Consider the following 19,133-nt stretch of genomic DNA (forward strand, 5'->3'; position numbering starts at 1 on the left):
GACCCCACGGCAATATACGGAGAGACATGGATGAAAAATAATAACTTCAGACTTTCGGCGGCAGGTAAACTGGCCGCTGCGCTGGCGATTATTCTCGCCGCTTCCGCCGGCGCCTACGCCGCAGAGATCGTTGCGGCCAACGGCGCCAACGGCCCCGGCGTCTCCACCGCCGCCACCGGCGCGCAGGTGGTCGATATCGTCGCGCCGAACGGCAACGGGCTGTCGCACAACCAATATCAGGACTTCAACGTCAACCAGCCCGGCGCGGTGCTGAACAACTCCCGCGAGGCGGGACTGTCGCAGCTGGCCGGCCAACTGGGCGCCAACCCCAATCTGGGCGGACGCGAAGCCAGCGTGATCCTCAACGAAGTGATCGGCCGCAACCCGTCTCTGCTGCATGGCCAGCAAGAGATCTTCGGCATGGCGGCCGACTACGTGCTGGCCAACCCGAACGGCATCAGCTGTCAGGGCTGCGGGTTCATCAATACCAGCCATTCCTCACTGGTGGTCGGCAACCCGCTGGTGGAAAACGGCGTGCTGCAGGGTTACAGCACCTTCGGCAACCGCAACACTCTGAGCCTCAATGGCACCCTGAACGCCGGCGGCGTACTGGACCTGATCGCGCCGAAGATCGACAGCCGCGGCGAAGTGATCGTGCAAGATTTCAAACAGTCGAATGGTAAAGTGACCTCGGCGACGATCAACGCCATCAGCGGCCTTAACCGTGTGGCGCGCGACGGCACGGTGCAGGCTAGCCAACAGATGCCGACCGCGCTGGACAGCTACTACCTCGGCAGCATGCAGGCCGGGCGCATCAACATCATCAACACCGCGCAGGGCAGCGGCGTGAAGCTGGCCGGCTCGTTGACCGCCGGCGATGAACTCAAGGTGAAGGCCTACGACATTCGCAGCGAAAGCCGCGTCGACGACGCCAGCAGCAACAAAAACGGCGGCGATAACTATCAAAATTACCGTGGCGGCATCTACGTCAACGATCGCAGCAGCAGCCAGAAGCTGACCCGCACCGAACTGAAAGGCAAGAACATCAGCCTGGTGGCGGATAATCACGCGCACCTCACCGCCACCGATATCCGCGGCGAAGACATTACGCTGCAGGGCGGCAAACTGACGCTCGACGGCCAGCAGTTGAAGCAGACGCAAGGCCATACCGACGATCGCTGGTTCTACTCCTGGCAATACGACGTTACCCGCGAACGCGAGCAACTGCAGCAGGCGGGCAGCACCGTCGCCGCCAGCGGCAGCGCCAAACTCATCAGCACCCAGGAAGACGTGAAACTGCTGGGCGCCAACGTCAGCGCCGACCGCGCGCTGAGCGTCAAAGCGGCGCGCGACGTACACCTTGCCGGGCTGGTGGAGAAGGACAAATCCAGCGAGCGCGGCTACCAACGCAACCACACCTCCAGCCTGCGCACCGGCAGATGGAGCAGCAGCGACGAAAGCGAAAGCCTGAAGGCCAGCGAACTGCGCAGCGAGGGCGAACTGACGTTGAAAGCCGGTCGCAATGTCTCGACTCAGGGCGCCAAGATTCACGCCCAGCGCGATCTGACGATCGATGCAGACAACCAGATCCAGGTCGGGGTGCAGAAAACCGCCAACGCCAAAGCGGTGCGCGATGACAAAACTTCCTGGGGCGGCATCGGCGGCGGCGACAACAAGAACAACAGCAATCGCCGCGAGATCAGCCACGCTTCCGAATTGACCAGCGGCGGCACCCTGCGCCTGAACGGTCAGCAAGGCGTCACCATTACCGGCAGCAAGGCTCGCGGTCAGAAAGGCGGCGAAGTCACCGCCACCCACGGCGGCCTGCGCATCGACAACGCGCTGAGCACCACCGTGGACAAAATCGACGCGCGCACCGGCACCGCCTTCAACATCACCAGCAGTTCGCACAAGGCCGACAACAGCTACCAGAGCAGCACCGCCAGCGAGCTGAAGTCCGACACCAACCTGACGCTGGTCAGCCACAAGGATGCCGACGTGATCGGCAGCCAGGTCGCCAGCGGCGGTGAGCTGAGCGTCGAGTCGAAGACCGGCAACATCAACGTCAAGGCCGCCGAGCGGCAGCAGAACATCGACGAGCAGAAGACCGCGCTCACCGTTAACGGCTACGCCAAAGAAGCCGGCGACAAGCAGTACCGCGCCGGTTTGCGCATCGAGCACACCCGCGACAGCGAGAAAACCACCCGCACCGAGAATAGCGCCTCAAGCCTCAGCGGCGGCAGCGTGAAGCTCAAGGCGGAGAAGGACGTGACCTTCAGCGGCTCCAAATTGGTCGCCGACAAAGGCGACGCCAGCGTCAGCGGCAATAAGGTTTCGTTCCTGGCGGCCGACGACAAAACGGCCTCAAACACCGAGCAAACCAAGATCGGCGGCGGTTTCTATTACACCGGCGGCATCGACAAACTCGGCAGCGGCGTGGAAGCCGGCTACGAGAACAGCAAAACCCAGACGCAAAGCAGCAAGGCGATCACCTCCGGCAGCGACGTCAAAGGCAATCTGACGATCAACGCCCGCGACAAGCTGACCCAGCAAGGCGCGCAGCACAGCGTCGGCGGCGCCTATCAAGAAAACGCCGCCGGCGTCGATCACCTTGCCGCCGCCGACACCGCCAGCACCACCACCACCAAAACCGACGTCGGCGTGAACATCGGCGCCAACGTCGATTACAGCGCCGTGACCCGTCCGGTCGAGCGCGCGGTCGGCAAGGCGGCCAAGCTGGACGCCACCGGCGTCATCAACGACATCGGCGGCATCGGCGCGCCTAACGTCGGCCTGGATATCGGCGCACAGGGCGGCAGCAGCGAAAAACGCAGCAGCAGCTCGCAGGCGGTGGTCAGCTCGGTGCAAGCCGGCAGTATCGACATCAACGCCAAAGGCGAAGTGCGCGATCAGGGCACGCAGTACCAGGCGAGCAAAGGCGCGGTCAACCTGACGGCGGACAGCCACCGCAGCGAAGCCGCGGCAAACCGTCAGGACGAGCAGAGCCGCGACACCCGCGGCAGCGCCGGCGTGCGCGTCTACACCACCACCGGCAGCGATCTGACCGTGGACGCCAAGGGCGAAGGCAGCACCCAGCGCAGCAACAGCAGCGCCAGCCAGGCGGTGGCCGGCTCGATCGACGCGGCCAATGGCATCAACGTCAACGTGAAAAAAGACGCGGTCTATCAGGGTACCGCGCTGAACGGCGGCAGCGGTAAAACCGCCGTCAACGCCGGCGGCGATATCCGCTTCGATCAGGCCAGCGACAAACAGAGCGAGAACCACAGCGGCTTTAACGTCAAAGCGTCCGCCAAAGGTGGCTTCACCGCCGACAGCAAAAACTTCGGCGCCGGTTTCGGCGGCGGCACCAACAACGGTGAAAGCAGCAGCAGCACGGCGCAGGTCGGCAACGTCAGCGGCCAGGGTGTGGAGCTGAAGGCGGGCCGCGATCTGACGCTGCAGGGCACCGACGTCAAGAGCCAGGGCGACGTCAGCCTGCGCGCGGGCAACAAAGTCGCACTGCAGGCGGCGGAATCGACCCAAACGCGTAAGGAAAGCAAGCTGTCCGGCAATATCGATCTGGGCGCCGGCAGCAGCGACAGCAAGGAAAAAACCGGCGGCAACCTCTCCGCCGGCGGCGCCTTCGACATCGCCAAAGTCAATGAGTCCGCGACCGAGCGCCAGGGCGCCACTATCGCCTCAGACGGCAAGGTCACCCTGTCCGCCAACGGCAAAGGCGATGACGCGCTGCATCTGCAGGGCGCCAAAGTCAGCGGCGGCAGCGCCGCGCTCGAGGCGAAAAACGGCGGCATCCTGCTGGAGTCCGCCAAAAACGAGCAGCATAAGGACAACTGGAGCCTGGGCATCAAAGCCAACGCCAAAGGCGGCCAAACCTTCAACAAGGACGCCGGCGGCAAGGTCGATCCGAACACCGGCAAAGATACCCACACGCTGGGCGCCGGTCTGAAAGTCGGCGTGGAGCAGCAGGATAAAACCACCCACGCCAACACCGGCATCACCGCGGGCGACGTGGCGCTCAACAGCGGCAAGGACACCCGTCTCGCCGGCGCGCGCGTCGACGCCGACAGCGTCCAGGGCAAGGTGGGCGGCGATCTGCGCGTTGAAAGCCGCAAAGACGTTGAGAACGGTGTGAAGGTGGATGTGGATGCCGGTCTGAGCCACAGCAACGATCCGGGCAGCAGCATCACCTCCAAGCTGTCGAAGGTCGGCACGCCGCGTTACGCCGGTAAGGTGAAAGAGAAACTGGAGGCCGGAGTGAACAAAGTGGCCGACGCCACCACCGACAAGTACAACAGCGTGGCGCGTCGCCTTGATCCGCAGCAGGACACCACCGGCGCGGTCAGCTTCAGCAAGGCCGACGGCAAAGTCACGCTGCCGGCAACGCCGGCCGGCGAAAAACCGCAAGGCCCGCTGTGGGATCGCGGCGCACGCACCGTCGGCGGCGCGGTGAAAGACAGCATCACCGGTCCGGCCGGTCGCCAGGGGCACCTCAAGGTCAATGCCGACGTGGTGAACAACAACGCGGTCGGCGAGCAATCGGCGATTGCCGGCAAGAACGGCGTGGCGCTGCAGGTCGGCGGCCAAACCCAACTGACCGGCGGCGAGATCCGCAGCCAGCAAGGCAAGGTGGAACTGGGCGGCAGCCAGGTCAGCCAGCAGGACGTCAACGGCCAACGCTATCAGGGCGGCGGCCGCGTCGATGCGGCGGCCACGGTCGGCGGGCTGTTAGGCGGCGCGGCGAAGCAAAGCGTCGACGGCAACGTGCCGTTCGCCAGCGGCCATGCTTCAACTCAGCAGGCGGACGCCAAAGCCGGCGTGTTCAGCGGCAAATAACGCGCCTTTCCTGCACAACGCCCCCGGTTTTCCGGGGGCGTTTTTTTTACAGCGTGCTCGGGGTATCTTCCCAGTCGCGATCGTCATCCTTGGCATCCTGATCCAACACGTTGTAAGCCACGGCGCAAAACAGCGAGTTCAGGCGCTTCATGTCCCCCAACAATCCCAAATGCAGTGAACTGGTCTCGATGCTCTGCACGTTTTGCTGGTGCAAACGATCGACGTGCGCATGCGCGTAGCGGCGATCCAAAATGCGGAAGCGATGCTTGGAACGGCGCAGGCGTTTGGCGCTGGTGACGTCGCCGGACAGGAACACCGACAGCCCCAGGCGCAGGTTGCCGATCAGCCGTTCGTGCAGCCCGTCCAGCTCCGCCAACCCTTCCGCCGAGAAGGCGCGGCGCGCGGCGTGCGACTTGGCGCCCACGTCGCCGGCCATGCGCTCGATGATGTCGCCCGCCTGTTCCAGGTTAAGCGCCATTTCGATGATTTCCGCCCAGCGGCGCGAGTCTTCCTCGCCCAGATCTTCCTTCTGGATCTGCGCCAGATACAGCTTGATGGCGGTGTACAGCACGTCGACGTCATCGTCGAGGCGCCGCACCTCTTTATCGACTCCCTGCTTACCGTGCAGCACTTCACGTTGCAGGATCATCATGTGTTCCACCACGTCGCCCATGCGCAGCGTTTCACGCGCCGCGTTGGCCAACGCCAGCGTCGGCGTGTCCAGCGCGCTGGCGTCAAGATGGCGCGGCCTCATGCGCGGATCGTCGGCCGCTTCGTCGACGATCAGCCGTTCGCACAGCGTCGCCATCGGCCCGGCCAGCGGGATCATCACCAGGCAGCGGATCAGGTTGTAGAACACGTGGAAATAGATCACCAGCTCTTCGCTGCCGCCCGGCAGCTGAGCCATCAAATCCGCCAGATAGGAGACGAACGGCAGCACCAGTATGCAGCCCACCAGCTTGAACAGCAGGCTGCCGAGCGCCACGCGCCGCCCCGCGGCGTTCTGGCCGCTGGCGTTGATCATCGCCAACAGGCCGCTGCCGAGGTTGGCGCCGATCACCAGACAGAGCGCCACCTTCAGCGAAATCACGCCGGTGGCAGTCAGGGTAGCGGTCAGCAGCACCGCCGCCAGGCTGGAATAGCTGACAATGGCGAACAGCGCGCCGGTCAGCGCGTCCAGCATCACATCGCCGGTCAGCGATGAGAACAGCACTTTCACCCCGGCCGCCTGGGTGATCGGCGTGGCGGCGGCCACGATCAGCTCCAGCGCCAGTACGATCAGCCCGAGGCCGATCAGAACGCGTCCGATCTGGCCGATCCGCATCTGCTTGCGGCTGAGGAACAGGAAGACGCCGACCAGGATCAGCAGCGGCGACAGCCAGGAAAGATCGAAGGTCAGCACGCGCGCCATCAGCGCGGTGCCGACGTCGGCGCCGAGCATGATCACCAGCGCAGGCGCCAGCCCCACCAGCCCCTGTGCGACGAAAGAGGTCACCAGCAGCGCGGTGGCGTTGCTGCTTTGCACCAGCGCGGTCACGCCGATGCCGGAAACGAACGCCAGCGGTTTTTTCTCAACGCTGTCGCTCAACACGCGCCGCAGATTGGCGCCGTAAACCCGCATGATCCCGGTGCGCACGATGTGGGTGCCCCACACCAACAGCGCCACGGACGAAAGCAGGTGAAGAAGGGTCAGCACGGAAGATACGCTCCATTAACGCCCGGCCAAAGGAGGCTGATACCCGATGCTTGTCACGCGACGCAGAGAGGCGAGCCAAAGGATGACGGATACAGCGCGCGGTCCCGCCTGCCGGGCGTGGGTCTGGCAGGACAGCGGGCGGGCGGCAGACCGCAGAAGAGAAGGGTTAATGCGGCGGCGAGAAGGCCCCGGCGCCGCGCTGCGAAGTCATGCAACTTCCCGCAATACAACAGGTTCCAAGTGTAGCCCAATTTCCGCGCCGTCGGGCCGCAGGTCGGCCACCGAACGGTTGAGCACGTCAACCAGCAATTCTACCTCGCAAACCTGAATCCGATACCGTACCACATTCCCGAGCAAACTGTGACCCAGGATCACCCCGCCGATCCCCTGTCCCGCCGGCAACAGGCCGATCGATTCGGGGCGGATCGCCACCTTGCCGACATAGCTGCGCCCGGTCAAGCGGCCGGCCTGTTCGGCGCTCAGCAGGTTGTAGTTGCCGATAAACCCGGCGGCGAAGGCATCCGCCGGCTGGGTATACAGGGTTTCCGCATCGCCGCTCTGCACGATCTGCCCCTTGTTCATCAGCACGATGCGATCCGACAGGGTCAGCGCCTCTTCCTGATCGTGGGTGACGAAGATCGCCGTCAGGTTCAGCTCGCGCTGAATGCGCCGGATCTGCTCGCGCAGGTGTTTGCGAATACGCGCATCCAGCGCCGACAGCGGTTCGTCGAGCAGCAGCAGACGCGGGCGAGTGACCAGCGATCGCGCCAACGCTACGCGCTGACACTGGCCGCCCGACAGCTGATGCGGATAGCGCTTCGCCAAATCGCTCAGCTCCACCAGCGCCAGCGCCTCCTGCACCCGCTGTCCGATCTGTCCGGCCGCCAGCTTCTGCATTTTCAGGCCGAAGGCCACGTTGCCTTCCACCGTCATATTGGGAAACAGCGCATAACTTTGAAACACCATGCCGATGCCGCGCTTTTGCGGCGCCAGCGGCACCAGATCCTGGCCCTGCAGCAAAATTTGCCCGCTGTCGACCGGGGTCAGGCCGGCCAGACAGCGCAGCAGCGTCGATTTGCCGCAGCCGCTCGGCCCCAGCAGGGTGACGAACTCCCCCTCTTCGGCGGTGAAATCGATATCCTGAAACACCTGAGTCTGGCCATAGTGTTTGTTCAAACGGGTGACGTTGAGATAAGCCATCGGGTTAACCCTTGTTTTTATTCAGCAGGTTCGCCAGCCAGGTGACGAGCAGCACCACGGCGAAATAAGAGATGACCAGCGCGCTGGTGAAATGCCCGCTGCCGTTGCGCATGTTGAACAGGTAGACCTGCAGCGTTTCATACTGGCTGCCCACCAGCAGGTTGGCGAACACGAACTCGCCGATCAGGAACGAAAACGACAGCAGCACGGCGATCGTTCCGCCCTTGCGCAGATTCGGCAACACCACCCACAGCGCCGCCTGCCAGGTGCTGGCGCCCAGCAGGTGCGCGGCGTCCATCAGATCGCGCAGGTTGATCGCCTGCATGTTGTTGCTGATGGCTCGGTAGATAAACGGCAGCGCGATGGTGAAATAACAGCCCACCAAAATCCAGGGAGTGCCGAGCAGCGGCAGCGGATCGGCGGCGAACAGCTGCATCAGCCCCACCGCCGACACCACCGGCGGCACGGCGAACGGCAGCAGAATCAGCACATTCATCACCGCGTCAAGCCTAGGGAAGTAGTAAGCGATTACAAACATCGCCGGCAGGATCACCACCACCGACAGCAGCAGCGTGCCGAAGCAGATCAGCAGCGAGTGCCACAGCGCCTGCAAAAAGCGCGGGTCGCTCCACAGCGCCGTCAGCCACTTCAGGGTAAAGCCGTCCGGTAAAATGGTGGCGCCCCACTGGGTGGCCAGCGCATAAATCAGCGTCGCCGCCAGCGGCAGCAGCAGGATCAGCAGCAGCAGGCCGGTCACCGTGCGGTGATAGAGGCGTTCAGCACGCGACATGAGCATTCTCCATCCGATTATGAGCGCGCATTGAGGTAACTCCTGCGCAGCATCCATTGGTGGATCACCGTGATAAACGCCATCATTACCACCAGCAGCATCGCCAACGCGCTGGCCAGGTTCGGATCGAGGGAAATATCCCCCGCCACCAGCGCCGAGATGCGGATCGGGATCACGTTGAAGTTGCCGGTGGTCAGCGCGTACACCGTGGCGTAGGCGCCCAGCGCGTTGGCCAGCAGGATGACGAAGGTGCCCATCAGCGCCGGCGCCAGCACCGGCAGGCCGATATGCCGCCAGTAGCGCCAGGGGCCGGCGCCAAGCAGCGCCGCCGATTCGCGCCAGTCGGCGCGCAGCGCGTCGAATGCCGGATACAGCAGCAGCACCCCGAGCGGGATCTGGAAGTAGGTATACAACACGATCAGGCCGCTCTTCGAATAGAGGTTGAAGCTCTCCATCAAACCGTATTTTCGCAGCAGCAGCGTCAGGCAGCCGTTCAGCCCCAGCAGAATGACGAAGGCGAACGCCAGCGGCACCCCGGCGAAGTTGCTGGTCATGTTGGTGAACGACATCACAAAGTCATGAAACCGGGTCTGGCCGAGCTGACGCAGTGAGTAACTGCCCACTAACGCAATCAGCAAGCCGTAGACGCTCGACCACAGCGAGATCTCCAGCGAGAACTGAAAGGCCTGCAGGTAGAACGGCGACGTGAGGATATCGACATAGTTGCCCCATCCCCAGCCGCTGCTCTCGCTGAAAAAGCTGTGAACCGCGATCCACACCAGCGGGGCGATCTGAAACGCGCCGAACAGCACGATAAACGGCAGCAGGCATAGCGCGGCGATCCATTTGGTTTTGCTGTTCATCGCGCATCCTGCGCCAGCAGCGCCCGGCAGCGCGGCTTGTCGTGCGGCGCCTGCAGCAGATCGCAGATCGTGCCGCACAGCTCGGTTTGCTGCGGATCGGCGTCATCCAGGCTGAAGCCCGCGCCGAATACGAACAGCGGCACCTGGCGCTCTTCCGGCAACACCCCGCCGTGGCTGCGATCGTCGTTCATGCCGTGGTCGGCGGTAACCAGCACCTGATAACCGGCCGCCAGCCACTCGGGCAGGTAACGCGACAGCGAACCGTCGGCGCGGCGCGCCGCGTTGCGGTACTGCGGCGAAGAGAGGCCAAAGCGGTGGCCGGCATCGTCGATGTTCATCGGGTGGATCAGCAGGAAGTCCGGCTGATGACGCTGGCGCAGGCTTTCGGCGTCGTCGAACAGATGGCTGTCGGGATAGCCGTCGTCGTAATAAAAATGCCCGTGCTGGATAGGCAGCTCGGGGGCGTCGGTATGGCGGTCGCGCGCGGCGTCGAACGGCGTGCGGTTATACAATTCGCTGAACCAATGATACGCGGCGGCGGCGGTGGTCAGCCCGGCGGCGCGCGCGTAATGAAACACGCTTTGTTGATGAGAAAGGCGCGAGACGTGGTTATGCACCACGCCGCTCTCCACCGGCGTGACGCCGGTGAGGATGCATTCATACAGCGGCCGGGAGAGCGAGGGTAACTCGCTCTCCAGCAGGTACAACCGCCCGCGTCCCGCCGCGCATTCGGCCTGCAGATACCCCATGGCGTCGTGCGCCACCCGGTAGTTGAGGCCGTCCAGCAGCACGAGGATCGTTTTCATGGTGCGTTAACTCACTGCTGCATAAACATAATGACGTTTTCCTGCCACCGGCGCGGCAGCGCTTTGGCGCTCTGTTCCCAGGCCGCCGGATCGGCGATCGGGTGCGCATTCTTGTACTGCTCGGCCGGCAGCAGCTTGGCCTTGACGTCGTCCGGCAGCGTCAGATGCTCGGCGCGGATCGGACGCGCATAGCCGCGCGCCAGGTTGATCTGGCCGGCGTCGGAGAAGATGTATTCGCGCGCCAGTTTGGCGGCGTTCGGGTGCTTGGCGTATTTGTTGATGATGGTGGTGTAGCCGGAGGTGATCGAGCCGTCCGACGGGATCAGCACTTCAAAACGGGTTTTGTCGATCTGGTCGCGGTAATTCAGGCCGTTGAAGTCCCACACCACGCCAACCTGCACTTCCCCTTTCTCCAGCGATGCGATCACCGGGTTACTCAGGCTCAGTCGGCCGGCCTTGGCCAGCTTGCCGAAGAATTCCAGGCCCGGCTTGAGGTTTTTCTCGTTGCCGCCCATGGCGTAGGTGGCCGCCAGCACGCCGCTGGCCGCCTGCGACGCGGTGCCGACGTCGCCGATGGTGACCTGATAGTTGCCCTTCAGCAGATCGGCCCAGCTGTGCGGGATGTCTTTCACCTGCTGTTTGTTGATGATAAAGGCGATGGTGCCGGTATAAGCCAGCGCCCAGTGGCCGTCTTTGTCTTTCGCCCAATCCGGCACCTGATCCCAGGTAGAAGGTTTGTACGGCTGCGTCACGCCCTTCTGTACCGCCACCGGGCCGAAGGCCGCGCCGACGTCACCAATGTCCGCCGTGGCGTTGTTCTTTTCCGCATCGAATTTGGCGATCTCCTGCGCGGAGCTCATGTCGGTATCGACATGCTTCAGGCCGTACTTGCTCAACAGATCTTGCCAGGTGCCTTTCCAGTTGGCCCAGCTGTCCGGCATGCCGACGCTGTTGACTTCGCCTTCTTTCTTCGCGGCCTGCTCCAGCGCCGCCAGATCGGTATCCGCGGCCCAGCTCATCTGGCTGGATAACACGATGGCACTGGTTAACACAGAAGCGCACAAACGTTTCATAACTGATGCTCCAGGTGGTAGTGTGGGGAGGGCTGGACTAGTCCAGCAAGGACCAAACCAATCTAACGGACGAATGTGATAATTATATGTCAGCTTAAAAAAGCGACAGTTTTATCACCCATTGCAACGGCGAAAACGCGACGCTGGTCTACCTTAAAGGCCAAACGCACTGAAACGGGACACCCGCTGTATGAGTGAAGCACCGACGACCGTCGCCACCATCTGCCAAACGCTGCACGCCCGCATCACCGCCGGCGAGTTCGCCGTGGGCGGCAAGCTGCCCTCCGAACGCGCCCTGAGCGAGCAATTCGCCACCACCCGCATTACCCTGCAGGAGGCGCTCGGCCAGTTGGAGGCGCAGGGCGTCATCTACCGCCAGGTGCGACGCGGCTGGTTCATCTCGCCGCCACGGTTGATCTACAATCCGCTGCAGCGCAGCCATTTTCACGCCATGGCGCAGCAGCAGGGGCGCGCCGCGCATACCGAAGCGATCGACAGCGCGGTCGTCACGCTCGACGCGCCGCTGGCCGGCCGCCTGGCGCTGCCCTCCGGCGCCGAGGCCTATCGCATTCGTCGGCTGCGCTACATCGACGGACGTGCGGTGCTGTACTGCGAGCACTACCTCAATCCGGCCTATTTCCCCGGTATTCTGGACGAAGATCTGACCCAGTCGCTGACCGCGCTGTACGCCGCGCGCTACGGCATTCACTACGGCCGGGTGCGTTTCGACATGCTGCCTACCCTGCTGCCGCAGCAGGCCGCCGCCATGCTGAAGGTGACCTACGGCAGCCCGGCGCTGTTCATTACGCGGGTGAATCGCGATCAACATGACCGGGTGATCGATTGCGACCTGGAGTATTGGCGGTACGACGCGCTGCACATCGATGTGGAAGCGCTGTAAATGACAAGGGCGCATCGCTGCGCCCTTAAAGAGGAAAGTCAGTCGGCGTCGTAGCCGAGGTTTGGCGCCAGCCAGCGTTCGACCTCGCTCACGCTCATCCCTTTACGCGCCGCATAGTCTTCCACCTGATCGCGCTGGATCTGCGCCACCGCGAAGTACTTGCTCTCAGGATGGCTGAAGTACCAGCCGGACACCGCCGCCCCCGGCCACATGGCGAAGGACTCCGTCAGCTCCATGCCGGTGTGGCGGTTGACGTCCAGCAGCTGCCAGATGGTCGCTTTTTCGGTGTGCTCCGGGCAGGCCGGGTAGCCCGGCGCCGGCCGGATGCCCTGATAGTTTTCGCGGATCAGTTCCTCGTTGCTCAGGTTCTCGTCGGCGGCATAACCCCAGTGCAACTTGCGCACCTGTTCGTGCAGGTATTCGGCGAAAGCCTCCGCCAAACGATCCGCCAGCGCCTTGACCATGATTTTGTTGTAATCGTCGTGCTGTGCATCGTACGCCGCGGCCAGCGCGTCCTCCTCCAGCCCGCCGGTCACCGCGAAGGCACCGAAGTAGTCAGCCTTGCCGCTGCTTTTCGGCGCCACGAAGTCCGCCAGACAATAGTTCGGGAAGTCGGTTTTTTCCGTCTGCTGGCGCAGATGGCGACTCACCGCCAGCACCTCGCCGCGCTGTTCGTCGCAGTACACTTCCACGTCGTCGCCGACGCGGTTGGCCGGGAACAAACCGTAAACGCCGCGCGGGTTGAGGCTACGCTCGGCCGCCAGCCGATCCAACATCTGATTGGCGTCGTGGAACAGGCGCTTGGCCTCTTCCCCCACCACCTCATCCTCGAGGATGCGCGGGTATTTGCCCGCCAGCGACCAGGTCATGAAGAACGGCGTCCAGTCGATATAATGGCGCAGCGTCTCGATGCCGGCCGACACCGGGAATACGCCAAGCTGCCGTGGCGCCGGCGGCTGATAGTCGGCCCAGTCCAGCGCCATGGCGTTGGCGCGCGCCTTGTGCAAATCGACCGGCGGCGTGCGCGGTTTTTTGCGCGCGTGCTGAATGCGCACCGTTTCATACTCTTTGCGGGTGCGCGCCACAAACTCATCGCGCTGGGTGGCGGACAGCAGCGCCGACACCACGCCCACGGTGCGCGAGGCGTTCTGCACGTAGGTGGTCGGGCCGCTGTAGTTCTGCTCGATTTTCACCGCGGTGTGCGCCTTGGAGGTGGTGGCGCCGCCGATCAGCAGCGGCAGCGTAAAGCCCTGGCGCTCCATCTCTTTGGCCACGTTGACCATCTCGTCGAGCGACGGCGTGATCAGCCCCGACAGGCCGATGATGTCGACGTTCTCCTCGCGCGCGGTGCGCAGGATTTTCTCCGTCGGCACCATCACGCCTAGATCGACGATTTCATAGTTGTTGCACTGCAGCACCACGCCGACGATGTTCTTGCCGATGTCGTGCACGTCGCCCTTCACCGTCGCCAGCAGGATTTTCCCCGCGGAGGTGCCCTGCTGCTTGCTGGCCTCGATGTACGGTTCCAGGTAGGCCACCGCCTGCTTCATCACGCGGGCGGATTTCACCACCTGCGGCAGGAACATCTTGCCCTCGCCGAACAGATCGCCGACCACGTTCATCCCTGCCATCAGCGGCCCTTCGATCACTTCGATCGGGCGTTCGGCCTGCTGCCGCGCGTCTTCGGTGTCCAGCTCGATAAACTCGGTGATGCCCTTCACCAGCGAATATTCCAGCCGCTTCTCCACCGGCCAGCCGCGCCACTCCGCCTGCTGCACCGCCGCTTCGCCGTCTTTGCTGCCGCGGTACTTTTCCGCCAGCTCCAGCAGGCGTTCGGTGCCGTCCTCGCGACGGTTGAGGATCACGTCCTCTACCGCCTCGCGCAGCTCGCCAGGCAGATCGTCGTAAATCGCCAGCTGCCCGGCGTTGACGATGCCCATGTCCATGCCGTTGCGAATGGCGTGATACAGGAACACCGCGTGGATCGCTTCACGCACCGGATCGTTGCCGCGGAACGAGAACGACACGTTGGACACCCCGCCGGAGATCATCGCGTGCGGCAGGTGGGTTTTGATGTCGGCGCAGGCTTCGATAAAGTCGACGGCGTAGTTGTTGTGCTCATCGATGCCGGTGGCGACGGCGAAGATGTTCGGGTCGAAAATGATGTCTTCCGGCGGGAAGCCAACGCGTTCGGTCAAAATTTTATAGGCGCGGCGACAGATCTCGAACTTGCGCTCGCGGGTGTCCGCCTGGCCCACTTCGTCGAACGCCATCACCACCACCGCGGCGCCATAGCGGCGCACCAGCCTGGCGTGGTGGATAAAGGCCTCTTCGCCCTCCTTCATCGAGATCGAGTTGACGATGCCCTTGCCCTGAATGCACTTCAGGCCTTTCTCGATAACGGACCACTTGGAGGAGTCGATCATGATCGGCACCCGGGCGATATCCGGCTCGCCGGCGATCAGGTTGAGGAAGCGCACCATCGCCGCTTCGGCGTCGAGCATCCCCTCGTCCATGTTGATGTCGATGATCTGCGCGCCGCTCTCGACCTGCTGGCGCGCCACGTCGAGCGCCTCGTTGTATTTCTCTTCTTTGATCAAGCGTTTGAAACGCGCCGAACCGGTGACGTTGGTGCGCTCGCCGACGTTGACGAACAGGGTGTTGGCGTCGATGGTCAGCGGCTCCAGACCGGCCAGGCGGCAGGCGACCGGGATATCCGGCAGCCGGCGCGGCGGCACGCCCTCGACCGCCTTGGCCATCGCGGCGATATGTTCCGGCGTGGTGCCGCAGCAGCCGCCGATGATATTGAGGAAGCCGGCCTGCGCCCACTCCCCGACCTGGCGCGCCATCTCGGCCGCATCCAGATCGTACTCGCCGAAGGCGTTCGGCAAACCGGCGTTCGGGTGCGCGGTGACATAGGTCTCCGAGATGCGCGCCAGCTCGGCGACGTACTGGCGCAGCTCATCCGGGCCCAGGGCGCAGTTCAGGCCGAAGGTCAGCGGTTTGACGTGGCGCAGCGAATTGTAAAACGCTTCGGTGGTCTGGCCGGACAGGGTGCGGCCGGAGGCGTCGGTGATGGTGCCGGAAATCATGATCGGCAGTTCCACCCCCAGCGCTTCGAATTCGGTTTCCACCGCAAAAGCGGCGGCCTTGGCGTTGAGGGTGTCGAAGATGGTTTCGATCATGATCAGATCGACGCCGCCCTCCACCAGCGCGCGGGTCGATTCACGGTACGCCGCCACCAGTTCATCGAACGAGATGTTGCGGAACGCCGGATCGTTGACGTTCGGCGAGATGGACGCGGTGCGGTTGGTCGGCCCCAACACCCCGGCGACGTAGCGCGGTTTTTCCGGCGTGCGCGCCGTCCATTCGTCGGCGCAGGCGCGCGCCAGGCAGGCGGCCTGATAGTTAATCTCGGCGGACAGCGACTCCATGTGGTAGTCGGCCATGGCGATGGAGGTGGAGTTGAAGGTATTGGTCTCAAGGATATCGGCGCCCGCCTCAAGATAGGCGTAATGAATGGCGGTGATCACTTCCGGCTTGGTCAGCACCAGCAGATCGTTATTGCCTTTCAGATCGCTGCGCCAGTCGGCGAAACGCTCACCGCGAAAATCGCGCTCGTCCAGACGGTAGCTCTGGATCATGGTGCCCATGCCGCCGTCCAACACCAAAATGCGCTGCGCTAACTGGCGGCGCAGTTGTTCTACTCGATTCGTCACTGTAACCCCTTCCATTGCCATCCAGCCCATTGCTCAACTGCCGCAAACACCAACGAGTCATCCTAGCACAGCTTGTAAGGACAAAGGGCCAGGCGACAATTGAGAGTTTTTCAGGTTGTGCGCCAACACCTCCGATGAGCTGACGGCGGCTTGCAATTCATCGACAAAAAACGAAAATGAATTCCATCATACGGAAAAAGGAATCTCACCCATGGCCACCCCTGCTCCCGCCAAGCGCGGCAAGAAGCCCCGCGCAGCAGCCCCCGCCGCCAGTGCGGCGACCGGTCAGGTACAATCGTTGACCCGTGGCCTGAAACTGTTGGAATACATTTCGGAAGCCCAGGGCAACGTGGCGCTGACCGATCTGGCCCAGCAGGCCGGCCTGCCGAACTCCACCACTCACCGCCTGCTCACCACCATGCAGCAGCAGGGATTCGTGCGCCAGGTCGGCGATCTCGGCCTGTGGACCATCGGCTCGCACGCTTTTGTGGTCGGCAGTAGCTTCCTGCAAAGCCGCAACCTGCTGGCGATGGTGCATCCGACGCTGCGCCGCCTGATGGAAGAGTCCGGCGAAACCGTCAACCTGGCGGTGCTGGATACCAGCGAGTACCAGGCGATCATCATCGATCAGGTGCAGTGTACGGCGCTGATGCGCATGTCGGCGCCGATCGGCGGCAAACTGCCGATGCACGCCTCCGGCGCCGGCAAAGCGTTCCTCGCCACCCTGCCGGACGATCAGGTGACCAAACTGTTGCACAAGAAAGGCATGCACACCTACACGCCGCACACCCTGACGCCGCACAACCTGAAAGAGGGGCTGGCGCAGATCCGCAAACAGGGCTTCTCCTTTGACGACGAAGAGCACGCGCTCGGCCTGCGCTGCGTGGCGGCCTGCATCTTCGACGAGCACCGCGAAGCCTTCGCCGCCATTTCCATCTCCGGCCCGGTGTCGCGCATCACCGACGATCGCGTGATCGAGCTGGGCGCGCTGGTGATCCATGCGGCCAAAGAGATCAGCCTAGCCTACGGCGGCGTGCGCTGATCCCGCCCATCTGAGGGGCGCCCCAGCGCGCCCCTGCTTCCCTGCCATGCTCTGTTGTCAGCATGTAACAGGCTGTCGGCATCCTGTTTAGCACACAGGCAAAAAGCTTGAAGCCGATCACAGTTAACGATCCTCACGGCGAAAGCCCATTGCAACCGCTCAAACTTCCTTCGACAATGTTACCGATAACATGTTACCGGTAACAATCAAACTGAACGAAGGTAACGTCACCCGGTGTTTTGGAGCCAAGCCATGACCAACAATCAAAATCGCATTTACGTCGTTATGGGCGTTTCCGGCAGCGGCAAGTCCGCCGTCGCCGCCGCTGCGGCCCGCCAACTCTCCGCCGGCTTCCTCGACGGCGACTTCCTGCACCCGCGCAGCAATATCCTGAAGATGGCCGCCGGCGAGGCGTTGAACGACGACGATCGCGCGCCGTGGCTGGCCGCGCTCAACGACGCCGCCTTCGCCATGCAACGCACTAACAACGTGTCGATCATCGTCTGCTCGGCGTTGAAAAAGCAGTATCGCGACCGCCTGCGCGCCGGCAACGGCAACCTGTCATTCATCTATCTGCACGGCGAGTTCCCGGTGATCGAATCCCGCCTGGCGGCGCGCAACGGCCACTTCTTCAAGCCGCAGATGCTGGTCACCCAGTTCGCCGCGCTGGAGCAGCCGGGCGCCGACGAGAACGACGTGATGGCGATCGACATCAATCAGCCGCTGGACGCGGTGATCGCCGATACCGTGCGCCATATCCAGAGCTTCCTGCCGCAGGACGTGTGCGCGTGAGTACCGTAACGCTGGTCGGTACCGCAGTCGGCTCGGTTTTACTGCTGTTATTCCTGGTGATGAAGGCGCGCATGCACGCCTTCGTCGCGCTGATGCTGGTGTCCATCGCCGCCGGCATTTTCTCCGGCATGCCGCTGGAACACATCGCCGACACCATGCAGAAAGGCATGGGCGACACGCTGGGCTTCCTGGCGATCGTGGTGGCGCTCGGGGCGATGTTCGGCAAGATCCTGCATGAGGTCGGCGCGCTCGATCAAATTGCGGCGCAATTGCTGAAACGATTCGGACAAAGCAAGGCGCACTACGCGCTCGGCATCGCCGGCCTGATCTGCGCGCTGCCGCTGTTCTTCGACGTGGCGGTGGTGCTGCTGATCGGCATCGTGTTCGCCGTGGCGCGCCGCACCGACGGCAATATCGTCAAGCTGGCCATCCCGCTGTTCGCCGGCGTGGCCGCCGCCGCGTCCTTCCTGCTGCCGGGGCCGGTGCCGATGCTGCTGGCGTCGCAGATGAAGGCCGACTTCGGCTGGATGATCGCCATCGGCCTGGTGGCGGCGGTGATCGGCATGCTGATCGCCGGCCCGCTGTACGGCAGCTTTATCAGCCGCTTCGTCAACTGGCCAATGCCGCCGGAAGAGAACGAACCGACGCTGACCAAGGGCAATCTGCCGTCGTTCGGCTTTAGCCTGGCGCTGGTGCTGTGCCCGCTGGTGCTGGTCGGCATGAAGACTATCGGCGCGCGGCTGGTCACCCCCGGCTCGCAGCTGCAGCAGTGGCTGGAGTTTATCGGCCACCCGTTCACCGCCATCCTGCTGGCCTGCCTGATCGTGATTTACGGTCTGGCGAAACCGCGCGGCATGAGCAACGAACAGACCCTGGCCATCTGCTCCGCCGCGGTGCAGCCGGCCGGGATCATCCTGCTGATGACCGGCGCCGGCGGGGTGTTCAAGCAGATCCTGGTGGATTCCGGCGTCGGGCCGGCGCTGGGTGACGCCATGATCGGCGCCGGCCTGCCGATCGCCGTAGCCGCGTTCGCGCTGTCCGCCATGGTGCGGGTGATTCAGGGCTCGGCCACCGTCGCCTGCCTGACCACCGTCGGCCTGGTGCTGCCGGTCACCAGCCAGCTCGGGCTCAGCGGCGGGCAACTGGCCGCGCTGGCCATCTGCATCGCCGGCGGCTCCATCGTGCTGAGCCACGTCAACGACGCCGGCTTCTGGCTGTTCGGCAAATTTACCGGCGCCAACGAACTGCAAACGCTGAAAACCTGGACGGTGATGGAAACCATTCTGGGCAGCGTCGGCGGCGCCATCGGCATGATTGCATTCACGATGTTTTAAATCCCAAATCGCCCCCGGCCTTGCACACCAGGGCTGCAAATCACCCCCGGGGGCACCGCCACA

The 19,133-nt window shown here is 63.5% G+C and carries 12 protein-coding genes; 5 read left to right on the forward strand and 7 right to left on the reverse strand.

Annotated elements, in window-relative coordinates:
- Nucleotides 1-30 precede the first annotated feature (30 nt).
- Nucleotides 31-4,854: a hemagglutinin repeat-containing protein gene (locus IT763_RS21140; RefSeq protein WP_206194984.1), complete on the forward strand. Its 4,824-nt coding sequence runs from the start codon at nucleotides 31-33 to the stop codon at nucleotides 4,852-4,854.
- Between the two features lie 46 nt (nucleotides 4,855-4,900).
- Here the strand turns inward: IT763_RS21140 and IT763_RS21145 are convergent, their stop codons facing one another.
- The 6 genes from IT763_RS21145 to IT763_RS21170 form a co-directional block, all read right to left on the reverse strand.
- Nucleotides 4,901-6,550, reverse strand: coding sequence for a Na/Pi cotransporter family protein (locus IT763_RS21145; protein ID WP_016930295.1), 1,650 nt, complete (start codon nucleotides 6,548-6,550; stop codon nucleotides 4,901-4,903).
- Nucleotides 6,551-6,757: 207 nt separating this feature from the next.
- Nucleotides 6,758-7,750 carry an ABC transporter ATP-binding protein gene (locus IT763_RS21150; protein ID WP_033651200.1) on the reverse strand — a complete coding sequence of 331 codons (993 nt, stop codon included), beginning with the start codon at nucleotides 7,748-7,750 and terminating at the stop codon, nucleotides 6,758-6,760.
- 4 nt (nucleotides 7,751-7,754) lie between these two features.
- A complete protein-coding gene (locus IT763_RS21155; protein WP_033639254.1) occupies nucleotides 7,755-8,540 on the reverse strand; it encodes an ABC transporter permease in 786 nt (261 codons plus the stop codon).
- Between the two features lie 17 nt (nucleotides 8,541-8,557).
- Nucleotides 8,558-9,403, reverse strand: a complete 846-nt coding sequence (locus tag IT763_RS21160) for an ABC transporter permease subunit (RefSeq protein WP_016930298.1) — start codon at nucleotides 9,401-9,403, stop codon at nucleotides 8,558-8,560.
- The gene (locus tag IT763_RS21165) at nucleotides 9,400-10,209 is read right to left on the reverse strand and encodes an alkaline phosphatase family protein (RefSeq protein ID WP_016930299.1); all 810 of its coding nucleotides are present in this window, start codon (nucleotides 10,207-10,209) and stop codon (nucleotides 9,400-9,402) included. Before IT763_RS21165 ends, IT763_RS21160 begins: the two co-directional genes overlap by 4 nt.
- An 11-nt stretch (nucleotides 10,210-10,220) precedes the next feature.
- Nucleotides 10,221-11,282 carry an ABC transporter substrate-binding protein gene (locus IT763_RS21170; RefSeq protein ID WP_206194985.1) on the reverse strand — a complete coding sequence of 354 codons (1,062 nt, stop codon included), beginning with the start codon at nucleotides 11,280-11,282 and terminating at the stop codon, nucleotides 10,221-10,223.
- 190 nt (nucleotides 11,283-11,472) lie between these two features.
- Here IT763_RS21170 and IT763_RS21175 point away from each other — a divergent pair, with 190 nt between their 5' ends.
- A complete protein-coding gene (locus tag IT763_RS21175; protein ID WP_004936656.1) occupies nucleotides 11,473-12,183 on the forward strand; it encodes a UTRA domain-containing protein in 711 nt (236 codons plus the stop codon).
- A gap of 38 nt (nucleotides 12,184-12,221) precedes the next feature.
- Here IT763_RS21175 and metH read toward each other — a convergent pair whose 3' ends face one another.
- Nucleotides 12,222-15,917 carry a methionine synthase gene (gene metH / locus IT763_RS21180; protein WP_197758830.1) on the reverse strand — a complete coding sequence of 1,232 codons (3,696 nt, stop codon included), beginning with the start codon at nucleotides 15,915-15,917 and terminating at the stop codon, nucleotides 12,222-12,224.
- Between the two features lie 196 nt (nucleotides 15,918-16,113).
- Here metH and iclR point away from each other — a divergent pair, with 196 nt between their 5' ends.
- The 3 genes from iclR (at nucleotide 16,114) to gntU (ending at nucleotide 19,070) form a co-directional block, all read left to right on the forward strand.
- The gene (iclR, locus tag IT763_RS21185) at nucleotides 16,114-16,944 is read left to right on the forward strand and encodes a glyoxylate bypass operon transcriptional repressor IclR (RefSeq protein ID WP_004936648.1); all 831 of its coding nucleotides are present in this window, start codon (nucleotides 16,114-16,116) and stop codon (nucleotides 16,942-16,944) included.
- 252 nt (nucleotides 16,945-17,196) lie between these two features.
- Entirely contained in the window at nucleotides 17,197-17,736 is a 540-nt protein-coding gene (gene gntK, locus IT763_RS21190; RefSeq protein ID WP_004936645.1) for a gluconokinase, read from the forward strand.
- The gene (gene gntU, locus IT763_RS21195; protein ID WP_015379253.1) at nucleotides 17,733-19,070 is read left to right on the forward strand and encodes a gluconate transporter; all 1,338 of its coding nucleotides are present in this window, start codon (nucleotides 17,733-17,735) and stop codon (nucleotides 19,068-19,070) included. The genes gntK and gntU overlap by 4 nt, the downstream gene beginning before the upstream one ends.
- Nucleotides 19,071-19,133: the final 63 nt, after the last annotated feature.

This window comes from Serratia sp. CMO1, from assembly GCF_015689115.1.
Classification (GTDB): domain Bacteria; phylum Pseudomonadota; class Gammaproteobacteria; order Enterobacterales; family Enterobacteriaceae; genus Serratia; species Serratia marcescens.

Bases quoted from the DNA above. Each gene is read 5' to 3' on its own strand.
- IT763_RS21170 (WP_206194985.1), bottom strand. From the start codon at position 11,282: ATGAAACGTTTGTGCGCTTCTGTGTTAACCAGTGCCATCGTGTTATCC.
- metH (WP_197758830.1), bottom strand. From the start codon at position 15,917: ATGGAAGGGGTTACAGTGACGAATCGAGTAGAACAACTGCGCCGCCAG.
- IT763_RS21155 (WP_033639254.1), bottom strand. From the start codon at position 8,540: ATGTCGCGTGCTGAACGCCTCTATCACCGCACGGTGACCGGCCTGCTG.
- IT763_RS21175 (WP_004936656.1), top strand. From the start codon at position 11,473: ATGAGTGAAGCACCGACGACCGTCGCCACCATCTGCCAAACGCTGCAC.
- iclR (WP_004936648.1), top strand. From the start codon at position 16,114: ATGGCCACCCCTGCTCCCGCCAAGCGCGGCAAGAAGCCCCGCGCAGCA.
- IT763_RS21165 (WP_016930299.1), bottom strand. From the start codon at position 10,209: ATGAAAACGATCCTCGTGCTGCTGGACGGCCTCAACTACCGGGTGGCG.
- IT763_RS21150 (WP_033651200.1), bottom strand. From the start codon at position 7,750: ATGGCTTATCTCAACGTCACCCGTTTGAACAAACACTATGGCCAGACT.
- IT763_RS21140 (WP_206194984.1), top strand. From the start codon at position 31: ATGAAAAATAATAACTTCAGACTTTCGGCGGCAGGTAAACTGGCCGCT.
- IT763_RS21160 (WP_016930298.1), bottom strand. From the start codon at position 9,403: ATGAACAGCAAAACCAAATGGATCGCCGCGCTATGCCTGCTGCCGTTT.
- gntK (WP_004936645.1), top strand. From the start codon at position 17,197: ATGACCAACAATCAAAATCGCATTTACGTCGTTATGGGCGTTTCCGGC.